At 71.6% G+C, this 18,500-nt stretch carries 17 protein-coding genes; 11 read left to right on the forward strand and 6 right to left on the reverse strand.

Annotated features, from left to right (window positions below; translation table 11 throughout):
- Nucleotides 1-4 precede the first annotated feature (4 nt).
- The 4 genes from AC07AG_RS37065 to AC07AG_RS37080 form a co-directional block, all read right to left on the reverse strand.
- Nucleotides 5-1,945, reverse strand: a complete 1,941-nt coding sequence (locus AC07AG_RS37065; protein ID WP_478760940.1) for an ABC transporter permease — start codon at nucleotides 1,943-1,945, stop codon at nucleotides 5-7.
- Between the two features lie 153 nt (nucleotides 1,946-2,098).
- On the reverse strand, nucleotides 2,099-2,905 hold the full coding sequence (gene modA / locus AC07AG_RS37070; RefSeq protein ID WP_478760942.1) for a molybdate ABC transporter substrate-binding protein: 807 nt from the start codon (nucleotides 2,903-2,905) through the stop codon (nucleotides 2,099-2,101).
- A 78-nt stretch (nucleotides 2,906-2,983) separates the two neighbouring features.
- Nucleotides 2,984-3,391 carry a TOBE domain-containing protein gene (locus AC07AG_RS37075; RefSeq protein WP_478760943.1) on the reverse strand — a complete coding sequence of 136 codons (408 nt, stop codon included), beginning with the start codon at nucleotides 3,389-3,391 and terminating at the stop codon, nucleotides 2,984-2,986.
- A gap of 87 nt (nucleotides 3,392-3,478) precedes the next feature.
- On the reverse strand, nucleotides 3,479-4,285 hold the full coding sequence (locus tag AC07AG_RS37080) for an arylamine N-acetyltransferase family protein (RefSeq protein WP_478760945.1): 807 nt from the start codon (nucleotides 4,283-4,285) through the stop codon (nucleotides 3,479-3,481).
- A 97-nt stretch (nucleotides 4,286-4,382) separates the two neighbouring features.
- Here AC07AG_RS37080 and AC07AG_RS37085 point away from each other — a divergent pair, with 97 nt between their 5' ends.
- The 6 genes from AC07AG_RS37085 to AC07AG_RS37110 all read left to right on the forward strand — a co-directional run bounded on the left by AC07AG_RS37085 (nucleotide 4,383) and on the right by AC07AG_RS37110 (nucleotide 9,707).
- Nucleotides 4,383-5,552, forward strand: a complete 1,170-nt coding sequence (locus AC07AG_RS37085; RefSeq protein ID WP_478760947.1) for an epoxide hydrolase family protein — start codon at nucleotides 4,383-4,385, stop codon at nucleotides 5,550-5,552.
- 143 nt (nucleotides 5,553-5,695) lie between these two features.
- Nucleotides 5,696-6,928, forward strand: a complete 1,233-nt coding sequence (gene fes, locus AC07AG_RS37090; RefSeq protein WP_478760949.1) for an enterochelin esterase — start codon at nucleotides 5,696-5,698, stop codon at nucleotides 6,926-6,928.
- A gap of 118 nt (nucleotides 6,929-7,046) precedes the next feature.
- Complete coding sequence (locus AC07AG_RS37095) at nucleotides 7,047-7,427, forward strand: cell division protein SepF (RefSeq protein WP_249587197.1); 381 nt, start codon at nucleotides 7,047-7,049, stop codon at nucleotides 7,425-7,427.
- A gap of 87 nt (nucleotides 7,428-7,514) precedes the next feature.
- Nucleotides 7,515-8,681, forward strand: coding sequence for an AAA family ATPase (locus AC07AG_RS37100; protein WP_478760951.1), 1,167 nt, complete (start codon nucleotides 7,515-7,517; stop codon nucleotides 8,679-8,681).
- Nucleotides 8,678-9,001 carry a nucleotide pyrophosphohydrolase gene (locus AC07AG_RS37105; RefSeq protein ID WP_478760953.1) on the forward strand — a complete coding sequence of 108 codons (324 nt, stop codon included), beginning with the start codon at nucleotides 8,678-8,680 and terminating at the stop codon, nucleotides 8,999-9,001. Before AC07AG_RS37100 ends, AC07AG_RS37105 begins: the two co-directional genes overlap by 4 nt.
- Before the next feature lie 220 nt (nucleotides 9,002-9,221).
- Entirely contained in the window at nucleotides 9,222-9,707 is a 486-nt protein-coding gene (locus tag AC07AG_RS37110; RefSeq protein WP_478761041.1) for a DUF6099 family protein, read from the forward strand.
- Nucleotides 9,708-9,772: 65 nt separating this feature from the next.
- Here AC07AG_RS37110 and AC07AG_RS37115 read toward each other — a convergent pair whose 3' ends face one another.
- Nucleotides 9,773-9,991 carry a hypothetical protein gene (locus AC07AG_RS37115; RefSeq protein WP_478760955.1) on the reverse strand — a complete coding sequence of 73 codons (219 nt, stop codon included), beginning with the start codon at nucleotides 9,989-9,991 and terminating at the stop codon, nucleotides 9,773-9,775.
- A gap of 273 nt (nucleotides 9,992-10,264) precedes the next feature.
- Complete coding sequence (locus tag AC07AG_RS37120; RefSeq protein ID WP_478760956.1) at nucleotides 10,265-11,188, reverse strand: LLM class F420-dependent oxidoreductase; 924 nt, start codon at nucleotides 11,186-11,188, stop codon at nucleotides 10,265-10,267.
- Between the two features lie 178 nt (nucleotides 11,189-11,366).
- On the opposite strand from AC07AG_RS37120, the gene AC07AG_RS37125 reads away from it, so the two are divergent.
- The 5 genes from AC07AG_RS37125 to argF all read left to right on the forward strand — a co-directional run bounded on the left by AC07AG_RS37125 (nucleotide 11,367) and on the right by argF (nucleotide 18,483).
- A complete protein-coding gene (locus tag AC07AG_RS37125) occupies nucleotides 11,367-11,816 on the forward strand; it encodes a cold-shock protein (protein ID WP_478760958.1) in 450 nt (149 codons plus the stop codon).
- A gap of 133 nt (nucleotides 11,817-11,949) precedes the next feature.
- Complete coding sequence (locus AC07AG_RS37130) at nucleotides 11,950-13,449, forward strand: 3' terminal RNA ribose 2'-O-methyltransferase Hen1 (RefSeq protein ID WP_478760960.1); 1,500 nt, start codon at nucleotides 11,950-11,952, stop codon at nucleotides 13,447-13,449.
- Nucleotides 13,446-16,091: a polynucleotide kinase-phosphatase gene (locus tag AC07AG_RS37135; RefSeq protein WP_478760962.1), complete on the forward strand. Its 2,646-nt coding sequence runs from the start codon at nucleotides 13,446-13,448 to the stop codon at nucleotides 16,089-16,091. The genes AC07AG_RS37130 and AC07AG_RS37135 overlap by 4 nt, the downstream gene beginning before the upstream one ends.
- A 44-nt stretch (nucleotides 16,092-16,135) precedes the next feature.
- On the forward strand, nucleotides 16,136-17,362 hold the full coding sequence (locus AC07AG_RS37140; protein WP_361052051.1) for an arginine deiminase: 1,227 nt from the start codon (nucleotides 16,136-16,138) through the stop codon (nucleotides 17,360-17,362).
- 122 nt (nucleotides 17,363-17,484) lie between these two features.
- Entirely contained in the window at nucleotides 17,485-18,483 is a 999-nt protein-coding gene (argF, locus tag AC07AG_RS37145) for an ornithine carbamoyltransferase (protein WP_478760964.1), read from the forward strand.
- The last annotated feature ends 17 nt before the right edge of the window (nucleotides 18,484-18,500 follow it).

Raw genomic sequence — 18,500 nt, forward strand, 5'->3', positions numbered from 1 at the left:
CGCCCTACGTGGGCACGACCGTCGCCTCCGTCGCCTTCACGCTGGTCCACACCGGCGTGCCGTCGGCGAGGCCGAGTTCGGCGGCGGCCTGCGGGGTGATCTCGGCGACGAGGTCGGGGGCCTGCGGCGAGGTGATCAGGAGGCGCAGGCGGCTGCCGCTGGTGGTGATCTCGCGGATGGTGCCGGGCCAGACGTTGCGGGGGCTGCCGCTGGGCCTGTCGCGGTGCACGGAGACCGCCTCCGGGGCGATGATCGCCAGGGCCTCGGTGCCCGGCGGCAGCGGGTCCGCGATCACGAGCGTTCCCCCGCCGGGCAGGGCGAGTCCCTCGGGCCCCGCGGTGCCGGGCCAGGCGTTGCGGCCCAGCATCCTGGCCACCCACGGGGAGCGCGGGTGCCGGGTCACGTCGGCGGGCGCCTCGTCCTGGAGGGCGAGCCCCTGGTCGAGCACGAGAACCCGGTCGGCGAGGGACACCGCCTCGACGGGATCGTGCGTGACGATCAGGCAGACACCGCCGAAGGTGTCGAGGTGCGTACGCAGGGTGTGGCGCACGTGGGCCCGGGTCGTCTGGTCGAGCGCGGCGAGCGGTTCGTCGAGCAGGAGCAGCCGGGGGCGTGCCGCCAACGCCCTTGCCAGCGCCACCCGTTGGGCCTGACCGCCGGAGACCTGGGCCGGCCTGCGGTGCGCGAGGTGGCCGACGCCGAGCCGGTCGAGCCACTCCTGCGCGCGGCGCCTGGCCTCGGCGCGCGGGACACCCAGCGCGCGCGGCCCGTACGCCGTGTTGGCCAGGGCGCTCATGTGCGGGAACAGGGCGCCGTCCTGGGGGACCCAGGCGACGTGCCTGCGGTGCGGCGGAAGGCCCGTGACGTCGGTGTCGCCGAGGCGGAGCTCGGCGTGGGCGCGCGGGGTCAGGCCGAGCAGGGCGCGCAGCAGCGTGGTCTTGCCCGCGCCGTTGGGCCCGACGACGGCGACGGTGGTGCCCGGCTCGGCGTCCAGGGTCAGGCGGTTGAAGCCGCTGACCTCGGCGTGCAGGGACCAGCGCTCCTGCGGCGGCGCCGCGGGCCCGGCCGCGGCGGTCTCGGGCGGCGCGAGTGAGCCAGCGTCGTCCGGCAGCCGCGTGGACCAGCCGCTCCTGCGCCCGCCCGGAGTGCTCATCCACCGCCCGCGCAGCGCGACGAGCACCGCCATGGCGATGGCGAGCAGCAGCAGCGACACGGACGTCGCGGCCTCGGGGGAGTCCTGGAGCAGGAGGTACACCTGCAGGGGCAGGGTCTGCGTGGTGCCGGGGAGGTTGCCCGCGAAGGTGATGGTCGCGCCGAACTCGCCGAGGGCCCGCGCCCAGGTCAGGGCTGCTCCGGCGATGAGCCCGGGGGCGACCATGGGCAGCGTGACGGTGCAGAACACCCGTACCGGCGAGGCGCCCAGGGATGCCGCCGTCTCCTCGTAGCGGGGGCGGAGCCCGCCGAGCGCGCCTTCGAGGCTGATGACGAGGAACGGCATGGCGACGAAGGTCGCGGCGATCACCGCGCCGGACATGTGGAACGGCAAGGTGATCCCGAACGTGTCCTCGAGCCACGGGCCGAGCAGTCCGCGCCGCCCGAAGGCGAGGAGCAGGGCGACACCGCCCACGGTGGGCGGAAGCACCATCGGGAGCAGGACGAGGGAACGGACGACCGCCTTGCCGGGAAAGTCGACACGGGCGAGCAGCCAGGCGAGCGGCACTCCGAGCAGCAGCGAGAGACCCAGCGCCCACAAGGAGACGACCAGGGACAGCCGCAGTGCCTGCGTGGTTCCTTCACTGGTCAGATGGGCGCCCAGCTCACCCCACTCCGTACGGACGAGGATCCCGAGCAGCGGCAGCATCAGGAACGCGATGGCGAGCAGCGCGGGGATCGCCAGGGCGATCGGGGTGCGGGGGCCAGGGGTGCGGCCGCGCAGGCGTTTCATCGTGGTCCCTGGGGTGCGCTCGGGGTGGTGTCGCGAGGTGAGGGAGCGTACGGGGTGTTCCGGGGGACGGCCCGGAACACCCCGCCCGGGGAGGCGGTCGGCTCCCTCACCTCGGCTCGGGTGAAGCGGCGGACGGGGGACGAGGGGCCGTGGCTACGGCTTCTCGAAGCCCGCGTCCCGCAGGATCTTCTGCGCGGCGGGCGTGGACAGCCACTTCACGAACGCCGTCGCGGCCTCCTCGTGCTCCGACGTCTTCAGCGTGGCCGCGGGGTACTCGGCGATCGCGTTCTCGCCGTCGGGGATCTTGACCGCGTCGACCTTCTTGGGGGCGGTGGCGGCGTCGGTCTTGTAGACGAGCCCGGCATCCGCCTCGCCCAGTTCGACCTTGCTCAGGACCGCGCGGACGTTGGGCTCCTGCGAGACCGGCTTCACGTCGAGCTTCTGGTCGTCCAGGATCTGCTTGCTGTACCGGCCGACCGGCACCTCGGACGCGGCGAGGACGACCTTCAGCTTGCTGTCGGAGAGGTCCTTCAGTGCGGCGACCTTCGTCGGGTTGCCCTCGCCGACCGCGATGACCAGGCGGTTCTTGGCGATGACGGACGGCGTGCCGGTGTCGGACCTCAGACCGTCCATCGTCTTGGTGTCCGCGGTGACCAGAGCGTCGGCCGGGGCGCCCTGCTTGACCTGGGCGGCCAGTTCCTGGGAACCGGCGAAGGAGAAGTTGACCTTCGTCCCCGGGTTCTCCTTCTCGTACGCGGCGCCCGCGGTCTTGAAGACGTCGGTGAGCGAGGAGGCGGCGAGCACCGTCAGGTCGGCCTTGGGGGCGGCGGCGCCCGCGGGCTTCCTGCCGCTGTCGCTCTTGTCGTCGTCGTTGCCGCAGGCGGCGAGCGGGACGAGCAGGGCGGCCGTCAGGACGGCGGCGGCGGTGCGGCGCCGGGCGGGGGTGAGAGCGAGGGACATGGGCGTGGAACTCCTTGGAGGAGAGGCCGGCGGCGCGGTCCGGCCCGTGGTTGCGGACCCTGGGGTGCGGACCAGGGGTCAGGTGCGGTCGATGTGCACGCTGGTGGACTTCACGCGGGCGGTCGCCTGCATGCCGACCTCCAGGCCCAGCTCCTCCACGGCCTCCCGGGTCAGGAGCGAGACGAGCCGGTGCGGACCTGCCTGGATCTCGACCTGGGCCGCGACGTCGCCGAGCTTCACGGCGGTCACGATGCCCGGGAAGGCGTTGCGGGCGGAGGTGTAGGGGACGTCGTCCTCGCCGTTGCCCCCTTGTGCCTGCCCCTGCGCGACCTCGACGGAGAACACGGCGAGATCGCGGCCGTCGATGAGCCGACGGCCGCCCTCGTCGCGATGGGTCGTGACCCGTCCGGCGTCCGCCCAGCGACGAGCGGTGTCGGGGCTGACGCCGAGCAGACGCGCTGCCTGTCCGATCGTGTAGGACTGCATGCGCGACACGATAAGCCGCCTGACCTGGCATCTACAACACGTATGGGCGAATGTCCATGGCAGATGCCACCCTCCTTGGAGGAAAGGTCAAGAGGTGGCACGGCCTCCGGGCGAGACGGTCTTCTTCACGTGCGGCACCTGCTTCAGCGCGATGCCGAAGTGCGTGGCGTACGCGTCGAGCACGTCGGCGTCCGTGGCCAGCTCGACGGTGTGGCGCTCACCGGCCGTCGTCGTGGTGAGGGTGCGGCCGCTGAGGGTGACCCGGCCGGTCCCGGTGAGCAGTGAGCAGACCAGTGACCGCGTGAAGTGGGACCGGGGCGAGGTGCGGTGCCACCAGGCGCCGGACGTGAAGTCGCCCAGGGCGCGCGGGCGTTGGTCGACCACGTACTGCGCCTTGCCGTCCCTGCTGACGTCCAGATCGCCCTCGGGCGTCTCGGTGACGCGGAAGGTGCCGCCGGGGTCCGGCTGGTCGCCGCGCTCCCCGTAGGCCAGCGGGAAGTGGCTGTGGGTGCCGAAGCCGACGTCCGTGAGCCAGTCGCCCCCGTCGGAGGTGCGCACGCGCAACGCCAGGTGGTCGTAGGGGATCCCGGGCTTCCCGGAGTCGTCGTACACACGGGCCTGCAAGAGGGTGACCTCGAAGCCGAGGGCGGTGAGCAGTGCGGCGAACGCGCCGTTGAGTTCGTAGCAGAAGCCGCCGCGGTGGGCGCCGACGACCTTCGCGACCAAGGAGTCGTCGGTCAGTTCGATGTCCTCGTCGAGGTGGATGGAGAGATTCTCGAAGGGCACGGCGCGCAGGTGCGCGAGCTGCAGATCGTGCAGGGCCCGCGTGGTGGGCGCGGAGGGGCGCTCGGCGCCGATGCGGCGGAGGTAGGCATCCGTCTGATCAAAATCCATGGGCAGATTCTTGCGCGTCACGCATCATGGGCCCTGCCCGCCGCATCGACGCCGACCCGGCGCCACGGCGACCCCTGTCTCCTGCACCGAAGGAACCATGACCGCCGAGCCCGCTCCTTTCCGGACCTCCGTGTCCGACGACGTGCTGAACGACCTGCGTACGCGCCTGAGGCGCACCCTCTTCACCCAGCCGTCCGACTCCGTGTACTGGGCGGCGGGCGTCGATCCCGGCTATCTGCGCGAGCTGGTCGCCCACTGGGCCGAGGGCTTCGACTGGCGCGCCGCCGAGACCGCGCTCAACGCCTTCCCCCAGTACGTCGCCGAAGTCGCCGGACGGCGCGTGCACTTCGTCCATCTGCGGGGCCGGCGCCCCGAAGGCGCGCCCGCGCCGCTGCCGCTGGTCCTGAGCCATGGCTGGCCGAGCAGTTTCGTGGAGATGCTGCGGGTCGCCGGGCGCCTCGCCGACCCGGCCGCGCACGGCGGCGACCCGGCCGACGCCTTCGACGTGGTGATCCCCTCGCTGCCGGGCTTCGTCCACTCCGAGCTGCCGCGCGAGCCGTTCACGCGCAGGGGCGTCGCCGAGATCTGGCACGAGCTGATGACCCGGACCCTGGGATACGAGCGCTTCGGCGCCTTCGGCGGGGACATCGGCGGCGGTGTGACGCAGTGGCTCGGCGCCCTCTATCCGCGGGACGTGGCCGGTGTGCACGTCACCTCCGCGGTGATCACGGAACAGTTCGACGACGCGCCGCCGACCCCCGATGAGCGGACGTTCCTCGACGCGCTGGCCGCGTACGACGTGAACGACCAGGGCTACAGCGAGATCATGTGCAGCCGCCCCGACACGATCGCGGCCGCCCTGATGGACTCCCCGGCCGGGCTCGTCGCCTGGATCGCCGACAAGTACCGCGACTGGAGCGACTGCGGCGGCGATCTGGAGACCCGCTGGGACAAGGACACCCTGCTCACCGTCGCGACCCTGTACTGGGCCACCGGCAGCATCGGCTCGTCCTTCCGGCAGTACTACGACTACCCCCGGAACAAGCCGGTGCCGCCCGTCACCGTCCCCGGCGCCGTCACCCTCAGCCATGAACCGGCGTTCGCGGACTTCCCCAGGAGCATGGCCGAGCGCACCTTCACCGACCTGCGCCACTGGAGCACCCCGAAGAGGGGCGGCCACTTCATGGCGCACGAGGAGCCGGAGCAGGTGGCTCAGGAGCTGCGGACGTTCTTCCGGCCGCTGAGGGCTGATCCGCTGAGGGGCTGATCCGGCGAGAGGCTGATCCGGCGGCGATCCGCGCGGGGCCCACGATCAGCATCGACGAGACTTAGGTTAGGCTAAGCTAAGTTGATATTGTCGTGTGCTGGACCAGGAAGGCGGAGAACGATGCGGGTCCTCTTCGTGTGCGGATGAGTGTGACCACGGGGGTGCTCGCGGCCGACGCGGCGCCCCGCAGGCTCCCGGGCGCCGCGCCCTGCGTCGAACGGGTCGCGGCGCGCGTCGCAGGCGCCGCCGAACCTGAACGGGCCGCCGTCCTGGAGGAATTCTGGGCGGATGCCGCGCGCCGCGGCACCCCCCTGATCGAGGCCGTCGACGGCGACCCGGACCACTGCACTGCGACGTTCCTGTGGCGCGGCCACCGCGCCACGCGGCAGGTCCTGCTGCTCGCCGAGGGCATCGCGGACCGCGCCGACCTCGCCGCGTCCCGGCTGAGCCCGCTGCCCGGCACGGACATCTGGCACCTCAGCTACCGGCTGCGCGCCGACCACCGCGGCTCGTACCGCATGGCCGCCGACATCTCGCCCGGTGAACCGCCCGCGTCCGCCGCGCTCCTGCAGCAACGCCTGCTCTCCCTGTCCGCGCACGCCGCGCCCGACCCCCTCAACCACCGCAGGATGCCCGGCCGTTGGCTGGACCGCGCCACCTCCGTCTTCGAGCTCCCGCAGGCGCCCGCGCGGGCGTGGACCGAGCGGCGCGGCGGGGTGCCCCGGGGGAGGGTCGAGCGGCACCGGCTGCCCGCGGGGGTGCTCGGCGCCGAGCGGGACGTGTGGGCGTATCTGCCGCCGGGCGGCCGGGTGGGCGAACTGCCGGTGCTCGTCCTGTGCGACGGCGACATGTGGTTCGGGCGGCTCGCCTTCCAGGACGCACTGGACGCCCTCATCGCCGACGGCGCCCTGCCGCCGCTCGCCGTCCTCGCACCGGACGCCGTCGACAGGGACACGCGCCGCCGGGAGCTGGACGCGCACGAGCGCCATGTGGGGTTCCTCGCCGACGAACTCCTGCCATGGGCCGCGGGCCGCTGGCCGCTCGCCACCGACCCCGCGCGCACGCTCGTCGCGGGCCAGGGCCTTGGCGGACTGACCTCCCTGTACGCGGGTTTCCTGCGGCCGGAGCGGTTCGGCGGCGTCCTGGCCCAGTCCGCGCCCGTCTCACGCCTCCAGGTCGGCCCGTCCCTGCCCGTCGCCGTGCGCCTGGACGTCGGACTGCGCGAGGAAGAAATTCTTGATCACCACCGCGATCTGTACGCGACCCTGCTCTCGCGCGGCTGTCCGGTGACCCTGGGCGAGTACAACGGCGGTCATGACTGGGCCTGTTGGCGCGCCGGCCTGACCGAAGGGCTTGTGGGACTCCTGGGACACTGACCCGCCGGCCCTGGCACACTGGTCCGCCCGCCCCGTGTCGCTGTTGGGCCGAACGGGTGAGGTCGCGTAAGAATGAGCCAGTGCAGATATCGAGTGCGAGCCAGGACGGGGTGGAGCGTTGAACAGCCACGACGTCACCGATGAACAGTGGGAAGGGCTCGCCCAGGTCGTACCGCTGCGCAGCCGCAATGAATGGCCGTCGTGGCCCGGACACCGCGCGATGCCCGACGCGGAGACCGAGGCGCGGCGGCGTTTTGTGGTGATGCGGGTGAACATCTTCGCGGACGCCCGCGAGGTCGCGGAGACCGTGATGGCGCAGATCCCGGTCCTGCTCGACCTGACCGGGGCCGAGACGGAAGTCGCCAAGCGTGTCCTGGACTTCAGCAGCGGCGTGGTCCTCGGCCTCGGCTGCGGGATGCACCGGGTCGACAAGAACGTCTTCCTGCTCGCACCGCCCGGCACCGAGGTGCAGGGGCTCGTCGAGGCGGCGCAGTCGTAGGAGGGTCTCCGCGGGGAATCCCTCATTCGTAGGAAGGTCACTCGGGCAAAACGGTTCACCAGATCCGTCGGCGCCTACCGTCCGGGCATGACTGTGCACCTCCCGGAGGCGATCGCCGAGCCGCCGTCGGGCCCGGACCGGAGCCGCGTCACCGAACTGCGGCTCTCGGCTTACGCCTCGCATCGGGGCTCCGTGTTCCCGCTCGGTCCGCTGACCCTCCTCACGGGGCCGAGCGGAAGCGGCAAGTCCACCGCGCTCGCCGCGTACGAGGCGCTGGCGCGGCTCGGGTCGGGCGAGGAACTCGTCGATGTCTTCGCCGACCCCGTGGCCTGCGTGCCCGAGCTCGCGCGGGGCGACGGCCAGCGGCGGCGCGGCTTCCGGATCGGCTGCACGGTGGACGGCCCCGTCGGGACGGTGCGGCTCGACGTCGCCGTACAGGCCGAGCCCGAACTGCGCGTCGTGGGCGAGCGGCTGACCCGGGGCGGGCTCACCCTGCTCGAGACGGCGCTGCGCGATCCGGGGCGGCGCGCGGTGCAGGCGGCCTGGCACACGGCGGGCATGACGCCGGTGACGCGCGGCCCCCTGCCGGACGACCGGCTCGGCACGGCGCTGCTCCCGCTGCGCGTCGCGGGCAAGACCGAGGGGCAGCGCCTGGTGCTCGCGGCGGCCGAGCAGGCGGTGGTCGCGCTGCGCTCGGTGTTCGCGTGCACGCCGCGCCCCGGACTCATGCGGCTGCCCGTACCCCCTGGACTGATCGGCTCGGGCCGCCTGTTGAGCGGCTGCGACAACCTCGCCGAGGTCCTTCTCCGTACGAGGGAGGAGTGCGGCAAGCGCCATGAGCGGCTGGTGGCCGCGGTGCGCGCCGGGTGCGCGGGACCGGTCGCCGACGTGCTCGCGGAGGTGGCCGACGACGGGTCGGTCCAGGCGGTCATCGACCGGGGCGGTGGGATCAGGTCACCCGTCGGGCGGCTCGGGGACGGCGAGCTGAGGTATCTGGCGCTCGCTCTGGTGCTGCTCACCGGTCCCGGCGTCCTTGAGGTGGACCCGGTGGCCGAGGTGCCGGCGGCCTACCAGAACCTCACCGTGCTCGCCGACGGCCTCGACCACTTCCTGGACCTGCGGCAGAAGCGCGCGATCGCCGAACTGGCGGCGCGCACCTGCGAGCGCGGGCACATCCGCCTCGTCGGGACGGTGAGTGACGCGTCGTGGGCCGCTGAAGTGGGCGGGGCCGCGGTGGTAGACCTGGGGCCGTGACTGAACTTGATGTGGCGGGACTGCAGCAGCGACTGGCCGACTTCGCGGCGAAGCGGGACTGGGAGCAGTACCACACGCCCAAGAACCTGGCCGCCGCGCTCAGTGTGGAGGCCTCCGAACTGGTCGAGATCTTCCAGTGGTTGACGCCCGACGAATCGGCACGGGTGATGGACGACCCGGAGTCGGCGCACCGGGTGACGGACGAGGTCGCCGACGTGCTCGCCTATCTGCTGCAGTTCTGCGAGGTGCTCGGCATCGACGCGCTCGCGGCGCTCGCCGCGAAGATCGACCGGAACGAGCGGCGTTTCCCGCCGAAGTAGTCATCGCCGCTCCGTAGTTGACGGTCCTCCCTTCAGTTGACGGCTCTGCCTTCGTAGATTCGTCACTCTCCGGAGTGGACGCGTTGTCCACAGTCGATAGCTTGTCCACAGATTTCCGAGTTGCTCTGGCTTTTCGTCCTGCTGGCACTCACTCTGGGTAGTGGGCCAGGGAGTTCGGGCGAACGTGCGGCGAATGCGCGCGGGATGGGTGGGGGTGCGCATGGAGGCGTTGCGGCTCATCGAAGCGAGCAGACACGCTCTGGCGCGGAGCCAGGATCCGTCGCACATCGTGGCCGAGGTGTGGCAGTCCCAGGCCCTCGCGCAGGCGATCGGCAGTCGGCTCGCGATCGCGGGGCCACCGGAGTTGCGGGGCGAGGCGCTGGGCCTCAGCGAGGTCGGCGGCAGGGGCTGCGGGGCCATCGGCGCCACCCCGGGCCTGGGGACGGAGGGCATCCGGGCGGCGCGGCTGACGGGCATCGGCCAGGCGCACGAGGTGCTGCGGGGGCTCGATGAGCTGCTCGGCGAGGTGGGCATCGCACTCGTCGGCGTGGCCATGGGCGCGGACGACGAGGGGGTGTATTGGCAGTGCATGGAAGGGATCGACGCCGCCGACGAGTCGAGAGACCGGGTGCTCGAGATGCTGCGCAGACTCGCGGTGCGCGAACAGAGCCTGCCCGAGCCCGACTCGGCGGCGGGGTCGCCATGATCCGGCGTTGTGACGGGGGCCGCGGACGGCCGGGTGGCACAGGTGCCGGGGGAGTGCCGGTGCCGTCAGAAGCGGGTGGGCTCGTCGCCTGCGGGGGGACGAGGGGCGGGCGGCGTGGTGTCGCCGGCCGACGTGGACTGCTGCAGATCCGCGTCGAGCTGGGTCAGATCCGCGTTCAGCGCGGCCATCAGCTCCTCCATCTGCTGGAGCAGGCCTGGTGGGCCCTGCTCGGGCACGGACGTTTCGCGCGCGGCCTCCTGCTCGGGTACGGCTTCCTGGGACATGACGGCCTCCTCGGCCCTCGCCCTCCCGGTGGTGGAGGGCAGCTGATGCAAGCGACGCACCAGCAGGGGCCGCCGGTGCGGGTGCCGGGCGGTCCGGCTCCGCCCGAGCCAACGATCACTTGCGGCGGCGGGTCACTGGGGCGGAGCCGTGCCGGGTGCCGGGTTGACGGAAGTTCACCCGGCCGGGGCCGCGACGGACCAGCGGGACCGGTGGAGTTGACGGGGGTGCCATCGGGGTCGACTCCACCGGCCGCGGCGGCGGTCGCGTTGCCGTCAGGTCAGCTGCGGCATGACCTGCGAGGAGATCAGCTCCAGGTGGTCCAGATCGTCCAGGTCGAGCATCTGGAGGTACATGCGCTGCGAGCCGACGGCCTGGTAGGCGGCGATCCGCTCGACGACCTCCGCGGGGGAGCCTGCGAGCCCGTTCGCCTTCAGGTCCTCCACCTCGCGCCCGATCGCGTCGGCCCGGCGCTTCACCTCCGCGTCCGTCTTGCCGACGCAGGCCACCAGGGCGTTGGAGTAGGTGAGGTCGTCCGCCTTGCGGCCGTGCTCGTCGGCGGCGGCGCGCACGCGCTTGAACTGCTGCTCGGTATCGGAAAGAGAGGCAAAGGGAATGTTGAACTCGCCGGCGTAGCGAGCCGCCAGGGCGGGCGTCCGCTTGGCGCCGTGGCCGCCGATGAGGACGGGCACCTTGGACTGCGCGGGCTTGGGAAGGGCGGGGGATTCGGAGAGTTGGTAGTAGGTGCCGTCGAACGTGAAGCGTTCTCCGACCGGGGTCTCCCACAGGCCGGTGACAATGGCGAGCTGCTCCTCCAGGCGTCCGAACTTCTCCTTGGGGAAGGGAATTCCGTACGCGGAGTGCTCCGCCTCGTACCACCCGGAGCCGAGCCCGAGCTCGATGCGGCCGCCCGACATCTGGTCGACCTGCGCGACCTGGATCGCAAGGACGCCGGGCAGCCGGAACGTGCCCGCGGTCATCAGGGTGCCGAGCCGGATCCGCCGGGTCTCACGGGCGAGTCCCGCGAGGGTGATCCAGGCGTCCGTGGGGCCGGGGAGACCGTCGGAGGAGCCCATCACGAGATAGTGGTCGGAGCGGAAGAAGGCGCTGTAGCCGAGGTCCTCGGTGGCCTTGGCGACGCGCAGGAGCGTCTCGTAGGTCGCGCCCTGCTGCGGTTCGGTGAAGATTCGAAGGTCCATGCAGCCATCTTGCCCGGATGCCGGATCCACTTTCGGTCCCGCACATGCCGTGTTGCCTGCGCCCGCCTGCGGGATGCGATGGGCCGCTCACCTCCACGACGCCCGGGTCCGGAGGTTAGGCTTCGGCACTGGCTGTCCGGGCGAGGGGCCCGGAGACGGTGTTGGGGTTGAGGTCGAGATGGTCGCTGGCAGGGTTGTGCGGTTCGACGGCGCGCGGGGGTATGGATTCATCGCCCCGGAGACCGGTGGGGAAGACGTGTTCCTGCACGCCAACGACCTGCTGATCCCCGAGCCTTTGGTGCACACGGGCGCGCGGGTCGAGTTCGAGATCGAGGAGGGCGAGCGCGGACCCAAGGCGTCGTCCGTCCGTCTTCCCCAGGGGTCGCAGGCGCCGACGGCACCGCCGTTCGCAGGCCGCGCCCAGGTCCCGCCGTCGATCCAGGCCTCCGCCGCCGGGTTCGACGACGGTGAGGAGCCCACCTGCGATGTGCTCAGCGTCGCGGAGTACTCGTTCGAGGTGACCGAGCTGCTGCTCGCCGCGGCCGGGTGGATGACCGGTGAGCAGATCACGCAGCTCCGCGAACACCTGGTGCAGCACGGCAGGAGCCACGGCTGGGTGGAGGGCTGAGGGAGGGCAGGGGGGCCTCAGGGGGAGCGAAAAACCCCTGAGTGCGTCCGTGATGTTCGCTGTACGGTCTAGAGGCGCGCTGGAGCCGCAACCGTAAGTTTCCGCAGTTCAGATTGCGTTTCGAGGCATACCCGTGTTCCTGACGATCAGTACCTCCGGTACCCCTGAGAGCCCCGCGACCGACCTCGGTTTCCTGCTGCACAAGCATCCCGAGAAGGCGCAGGCGTTCTCCACCTCCTACGGCACCGCGCACGTCCTCTACCCCGAGGCGTCGGTGGAGCGCTGCACCGCCGCGCTGCTGCTCGAGGTGGATCCCGTGGCGCTGGTGAAGCGGGGCAAGGGCAAGGGGCGGGGCGGGGCGCCCGACGCGGCCCTCGCGCAGTACGTGAACGACCGGCCCTACGCGGCGTCGTCGCTGCTCGCCGTGGCGCTGAGCGCGGTGTTCTCCAGCGCGATGCGCGGCGTGTGCAACGCGCGGCCCGAGCGTGCGGGGCAGCCGCTGCCGCTGCGGATCGAGGTGCCCGCGCTGCCCGCGCGCGGCGGCGCCGATCTGGTGCACCAGCTGTTCGAGCCGCTGGGCTGGACGGCCACGGTGACGCGGATCCCGCTGGACGAGCAGTTCCCGGAATGGGGGCCCTCGCGGTACGTCCATCTCGTACTCGACGTGCCGGACGGGAAGTTGACCCTGGGCGAGGCGCTCCGGCACCTCTATGTCCTGCTCCCCGTGCTCGACGACGCCAAGCACTACTGGGTCTCGCCGGACGAGGTCGACAAGCTGCTGCGCGCCGGTGAGGGCTGGCTCGCGGGCCACCCGGAGCAGAAGCTCATCACGAGCCGCTATCTCGCGCGGCGCTGGTCGCTGACCCAGGAGGCCATGCAGCGGCTCGAACTGGTGCGGCTCGCCGACGCGGACGACACGGATGTCGACGACATCGACAACGCGGTCGGCGAGGAGAGCGATGACGCTGAATCCGATGAGGGCCCGGACAAGCCCGTGCCGCTCGCGGTGCTGCGGCGTGAGGCGATCCTCGCGGCGCTGACCGTGGCCGGGGCCGGACGCGTGCTCGATCTCGGGTGCGGTCAGGGACAGTTGGTGCAGGCGCTGCTCAAGGACACGCGGTTCACCGAGATAGCCGGTGTCGATGTGTCGATGCGGGCACTGACCATCGCCTCGCGGCGGCTGAAGCTCGACCGCATGGGCGAGCGGCAGGCCGACCGCGTCAAGCTCTTCCAGGGCTCGCTCGCGTACACCGACAAGCGGCTCAAGGGGTATGACGCCGCCGTGCTCAGCGAGGTCATCGAGCACCTCGACGAGGAGCGGCTGCCCGCCCTGGAGTACGCGGTGTTCGGCTCGGCGCGGCCGCGCACCGTGCTCGTGACGACGCCGAACGTCGAGTACAACGTCCGCTGGGAGACACTCCCCGCCGGGGATGTCCGGCACGGCGACCACCGGTTCGAGTGGACGCGCGAGGAGTTCCGCGGCTGGGCCCGGCAGGTGGCCGAACGGCACGGCTATGGCGTGGAGTTCGTCCCCGTCGGGGACGACGACCCCGAGGTGGGGCCGCCGACCCAGATGGCCGTGTTCACGCAGCACAGCAACGACGAGAAGGCGAAGGGAGTGAAGGCGGCATGACGAAGAACGCCCCGAACAGCGAGCGCACCGAGCGCACCGAGCGCACGGAGCTCACTGAGCACACCGAGCTCACCGAGTACGACCGCGCAAGCGGGCCGGAGGGCGACGTGCGCCCCAGCGGACGCGTGCTGCCCGTCACCGACCTCTCCCTCGTCGTCCTCGTCGGCGCCACCGGATCCGGCAAGTCCACCTTCGGGCGCAGGCACTTCAAGCCCACCGAGGTGCTCTCCAGCGACTTCTGCCGCGGCCTCGTCGCCGACGACGAGAACGACCAGGGCGCGAGCGGCGACGCCTTCGACGTCCTGCACTACATCGCGGGCAAGCGTCTCGCCGCGGGCCGCCGCACCGTCGTCGACGCGACCAACGTGCAGAGCGAGAGCCGCAAGCAGCTGATCGAGCTTGCCAGGCAGCACGACGTGCTGCCCATCGCCATCGTCCTGGACGTGCCCGAGGAGGTCTGCGCCGCACGCAACGCCGAGCGCGCCGACCGGGCCGGCATGCCCCGCCGCGTCATCCAGCGCCACCAGCGCGAACTGCGCCGTTCGCTCAAGCACCTGGAGCGCGAGGGGTTCAGGAAGGTCCACGTCCTCAAGGGCGTGGAGGAGATCGACGGCGCCACCATCGTCACCGAGAAGCGCTACAACGACCTCTCGCACCTCACGGGCCCCTTCGACATCATCGGCGACATCCACGGCTGCGCCGCCGAGCTCGACACCCTGCTCGGCAAGCTCGGTTACGTCGACGGCGCGCACCCCGAAGGGCGTACGGCCGTCTTCGTGGGCGACCTCGTCGACCGCGGCCCGGACTCCCCGGGCGTCCTTCGCCGCGTGATGTCGATGGTCGGCGACGGCAACGCCCTGTGCGTGCCGGGCAATCACGAGAACAAGCTCAGCCGCTACCTCAAGGGCCGCAAGGTCCAGCCCACCCACGGACTCGCCGAGACGATCGAGCAGCTGGAGGCGGAGAGCGAGGAATTCCGCGCCACCGTGCGGGAGTTCGTGGACGGCCTCGTCTCGCACTACGTCCTGGACGGCGGCAGGCTCGTCGTCTGCCACGCGGGTCTGCCCGAGAAGTACCACGGGCGTACGTCGGGCCGCGTGCGCTCGCACGCGCTCTACGGCGACACGACCGGCGAGACCGACGAGTTCGGCCTGCCCGTGCGCTACCCCTGGGCGGAGGACTACCGAGGCAGTGCCGCCGTCGTCTACGGCCACACACCCGTGCCCACCGCGACCTGGCTGAACAACACCATCTGCCTGGACACCGGCGCCGTCTTCGGCGGCACGCTCACCGCGCTGCGCTGGCCGGAGCGCGAGCTCGTCGACGTACCGGCGGAGCAGGTCTGGTACGAACCTGCCAGGCCGCTGCGCACCGAGGCGCCCGGCGGTCACGACGGGCGGCCGCTCGACCTGAACGACGTGCACGGCCGCCGCGCCGTGGAGACCCGGCACGCGGGACGCGTCGCCGTGCGCGAGGAGAACGCGGCGGCGGCCCTGGAGGTCATGAGCCGCTTCGCCGTCGACCCGCGGCTCCTTCCGTATCTCCCGCCGACGATGGCGCCGACCGCGACGTCGCAGCGCGAGGGCTACTTGGAGCACCCGGCCGAGGCCTTCGCGTCGTACGCCCAGGACGGTGTCGCCCGGGTCGTGTGCGAGGAGAAGCACATGGGCTCGCGCGCCGTGGCCCTGGTGTGCCGCGACGCGGACGTGGCCCGCGAGCGCTTCGGCGTGGACGGGCCGACCGGCTCGCTCTGCACCCGCACGGGCCGTCCCTTCTTCGGCGATCCGGAAGTCACCGAGGAGATACTCGGCCGCGTGCGCACCGCCGTCACCGAGGCGGGCCTGTGGCAGGAGCTCGACACGGACTGGCTGTTGCTCGACGCGGAGTTGATGCCCTGGTCGCTGAAGGCGTCGGGCCTGCTCCGCACGCAGTACGCGGCCGTGGGCGCCGCCTCCGGAGCCGTCTTCCCCGGGGCGATCGCCGCCCTGGAAGCGGCGAAGGCCCGGGGTGTGGACACCGGAGGGCTCCTGGCCAAGCAGCGCGAACGCGCCGTGGACGCGGCGGCGTTCACGGACGCCTACCGCCGCTACTGCTGGCCGACCGAAGGCCTTGAGGGCGTGCGTCTCGCGCCGTTCCAGATCCTGGCCGTCCAGGGCCGCAGCCTCGCCGCGCTCCCGCACGACGAACAGCTCGCCCTGATCGACCGCATGGTGGAGCACGACGGCACCGGCCTGCTGCAGACCACCCGCAGGCTGTATGTCGAGACCGGCGACGAGTCCTCGGTCCAGGCGGGCATCGACTGGTGGCTGGAGATGACCAACCGGGGCGGCGAGGGCATGGTCGTCAAGCCGGTCGAGGCGCTGGTCCGCGACGGGAAGGGCCGGATCGTGCAGCCCGGCATCAAGTGCCGCGGCCGGGAGTACCTCCGGATCATCTACGGCCCGGAGTACACCCGCCCCGACCACCTCGACAAGCTGCGCGGCCGCTTCCTCGGCCACAAGCGCTCGCTCGCGATCCGGGAGTACGCGCTCGGCCTTGAGGCCCTGGACCGCCTCGCGGCGGGCGAGCCGCTGTGGCGGGTCCACGAGGCGGTGTTCGCGGTCCTGGCCCTGGAGTCGGAGCCGGTGGACCCGCGGCTTTAGGCAACAGCGGGCGTCGGCCGCCCGGCAGGGGAAAGATGGACTCCATGGGATTCCATGTCGACTCCGAGGCCGGGCGGCTGCGCCGCGTGATCCTGCACCGTCCTGATCTGGAGCTCAAGCGGCTCACGCCGACCAACAAGGACGCGTTGCTCTTCGACGACGTCCTGTGGGTCCGCCGGGCCCGCCAGGAACACGACGGGTTCGCCGATGTGCTGCGCGACCGCGGGGTGGCCGTCCACCTCTTCGGCGACCTGCTCACCGAGGCCATGGACGTGCCGGGTGCGCGCCTCCTGGTCCTGGACCGCGTCTTCGACGAGAAGGAGTACGGGCCGCTGGCGACGGACCATCTGCGGGCCGCGTTCGAGACGATGCCGTCCGCCGAGCTCGCCGACGCGCTGATCGGCGGGATGACGAAGCGCGAGTTCCTGGAGCACCACCCCGAGCCGACGTCCGTGCGCTTCCACTGCATGGACCTGGACGACTTCCTGCTCGGCCCGCTGCCCAACCACCTCTTCACGCGCGACACCTCGGCGTGGATATACGACGGTGTCTCCATCAACGCGATGCGCTGGCCCGCGCGCCAGCGCGAGACCGTGCACTTCGAGGCGATCTACCGGCACCACCCGCTCTTCCGGGCCGAGGACTTCCATGTCTGGTCCCAGGGCCAGTCGGACTACCCCTCGACCATCGAGGGCGGCGACGTCCTGGTGATCGGCAGGGGAGCGGTCCTCATCGGCATGAGCGAGCGCACCACGCCGCAGGCCGTCGAGATGCTCGCGCACAAGCTCTTCGCGGCGGGCTCCGCGCAGACGATCGTGGCCCTGGACATGCCGAAGAGACGCGCGTTCATGCATCTCGACACGGTCATGACGATGGTCGACGCCGACACCTTCACGCAGTACGCGGGCCTGGGCATGCTCCGTTCGTACACGATCGAGCCGGGCGTCGACGGGCGGGAGCTGAAGGTCACCGACCATCCGCCCGAGCACATGCACCGGGCGATCGCGGCGGCCCTCGGCCTGAACGGGATCCGGGTCCTCACGGCCACCCAGGACGTGCACGCCGCCGAGCGCGAGCAGTGGGACGACGGCTGCAACGTACTGGCGGTCGAGCCGGGCGTCGTCGTGGCGTACGAACGGAACTCGACGACGAACACGCATCTGCGCAAGGAGGGCATCGAGGTGATCGAGATCCGCGGGAGCGAGCTGGGGCGCGGCCGGGGCGGGCCGCGGTGCATGAGCTGTCCGGTGCAGCGGGATGCCGTCGACTGAGGAGGTGACGGTGACGGTGGCGGGGCGGTGACGGTGGCGGGGGCAGGTCTGAATAGAAATGTGGAGCGTCGTATAGACTTCCAGTATCCCGGTCCCCGTACGCGTACCCCTGGAGCGCCATCATGGCCATCGACCTCACCGGCCGCCACTTCCTCAAGGAGCTGGACTTCACCGCCGAGGAGTTCCGCGGCCTGATCGATCTGGCCGCCGAGCTGAAGGCGGCCAAGAAGGCGGGGACCGAGACGCAGTCGCTGCGGGGCAGGAACATCGCGCTGATCTTCGAGAAGTCCTCCACGCGCACGCGCTGCTCCTTCGAGGTCGCGGCGGCGGACCAGGGCGCGTCGACGACGTACATCGACCCGGCCGGATCCCACATCGGCTCCAAGGAGTCCCCGAAGGACACCGCCCGGGTGCTCGGCCGGATGTTCGACGCCATCGAGTTCCGCGGCGACGCCCAGGCGACGGTCGAGGAGCTCGCCGCCCACGCGGGCGTGCCCGTCTACAACGGCCTGACCGACGACTGGCACCCCACCCAGATGCTCGCCGACGTGCTCACGATGACCGAGCACAGCACCAAGCCCCTCACCGGGATCACCTTCGCCTACCTCGGCGACGCCCGGTTCAACATGGGCAACTCGTACCTGATCACCGCCGCGCTGCTCGGCATGGACGTACGCATCGTCGCGCCCAAGGCCTACTGGCCCGCCGACGCGATCGTCGCCCAGGCGCGCAAGCTCGCCGAGACCAGCGGCGCGCGGATCACGCTCAGCGAGGACGTGACCGAGAGCGTCGCCGGCGCCGACTTCGTCGTGACCGACGTCTGGGTCTCCATGGGCGAGCCCAAGGAGGTCTGGGACGAGCGCATAGCCGCGCTCGCGCCGTACGCCGTGACCATGGACGTCCTGCGCGCGACGGGCAACGCCGACGTGAAGTTCCTGCACTGCCTCCCGGCCTTCCACGACCTGGGCACGGAGGTCGGGCGTGAGATCCACGCGCGGCACGGTCTAAGCTCTCTCGAGGTCACCGACGAGGTCTTCGAGTCGGCGCACTCCGTCGTCTTCGACGAGGCGGAGAACCGGCTCCACACGATCAAGGCGATCCTCGTCGCCACGCTCGCCTGACCTCTGAACCCTGATTC

This window comes from Streptomyces sp. NPDC044044 (assembly GCF_056434405.1).

Excerpts from the sequence above, each read along its gene's own strand:
- AC07AG_RS37065 (WP_478760940.1), bottom strand. The coding sequence starts at position 1,945 with ATGAAACGCCTGCGCGGCCGCACCCCTGGCCCCCGCACCCCGATCGCC.
- modA (WP_478760942.1), bottom strand. The coding sequence starts at position 2,905 with ATGTCCCTCGCTCTCACCCCCGCCCGGCGCCGCACCGCCGCCGCCGTC.
- AC07AG_RS37075 (WP_478760943.1), bottom strand. The coding sequence starts at position 3,391 with ATGCAGTCCTACACGATCGGACAGGCAGCGCGTCTGCTCGGCGTCAGC.
- AC07AG_RS37080 (WP_478760945.1), bottom strand. The coding sequence starts at position 4,285 with ATGGATTTTGATCAGACGGATGCCTACCTCCGCCGCATCGGCGCCGAG.
- AC07AG_RS37085 (WP_478760947.1), top strand. The coding sequence starts at position 4,383 with ATGACCGCCGAGCCCGCTCCTTTCCGGACCTCCGTGTCCGACGACGTG.
- fes (WP_478760949.1), top strand. The coding sequence starts at position 5,696 with ATGAGTGTGACCACGGGGGTGCTCGCGGCCGACGCGGCGCCCCGCAGG.
- AC07AG_RS37100 (WP_478760951.1), top strand. The coding sequence starts at position 7,515 with ATGACTGTGCACCTCCCGGAGGCGATCGCCGAGCCGCCGTCGGGCCCG.
- AC07AG_RS37110 (WP_478761041.1), top strand. The coding sequence starts at position 9,222 with ATGGAGGCGTTGCGGCTCATCGAAGCGAGCAGACACGCTCTGGCGCGG.
- AC07AG_RS37115 (WP_478760955.1), bottom strand. The coding sequence starts at position 9,991 with ATGTCCCAGGAAGCCGTACCCGAGCAGGAGGCCGCGCGCGAAACGTCC.
- AC07AG_RS37120 (WP_478760956.1), bottom strand. The coding sequence starts at position 11,188 with ATGGACCTTCGAATCTTCACCGAACCGCAGCAGGGCGCGACCTACGAG.
- AC07AG_RS37125 (WP_478760958.1), top strand. The coding sequence starts at position 11,367 with ATGGTCGCTGGCAGGGTTGTGCGGTTCGACGGCGCGCGGGGGTATGGA.
- AC07AG_RS37135 (WP_478760962.1), top strand. The coding sequence starts at position 13,446 with ATGACGAAGAACGCCCCGAACAGCGAGCGCACCGAGCGCACCGAGCGC.
- AC07AG_RS37140 (WP_361052051.1), top strand. The coding sequence starts at position 16,136 with ATGGGATTCCATGTCGACTCCGAGGCCGGGCGGCTGCGCCGCGTGATC.
- argF (WP_478760964.1), top strand. The coding sequence starts at position 17,485 with ATGGCCATCGACCTCACCGGCCGCCACTTCCTCAAGGAGCTGGACTTC.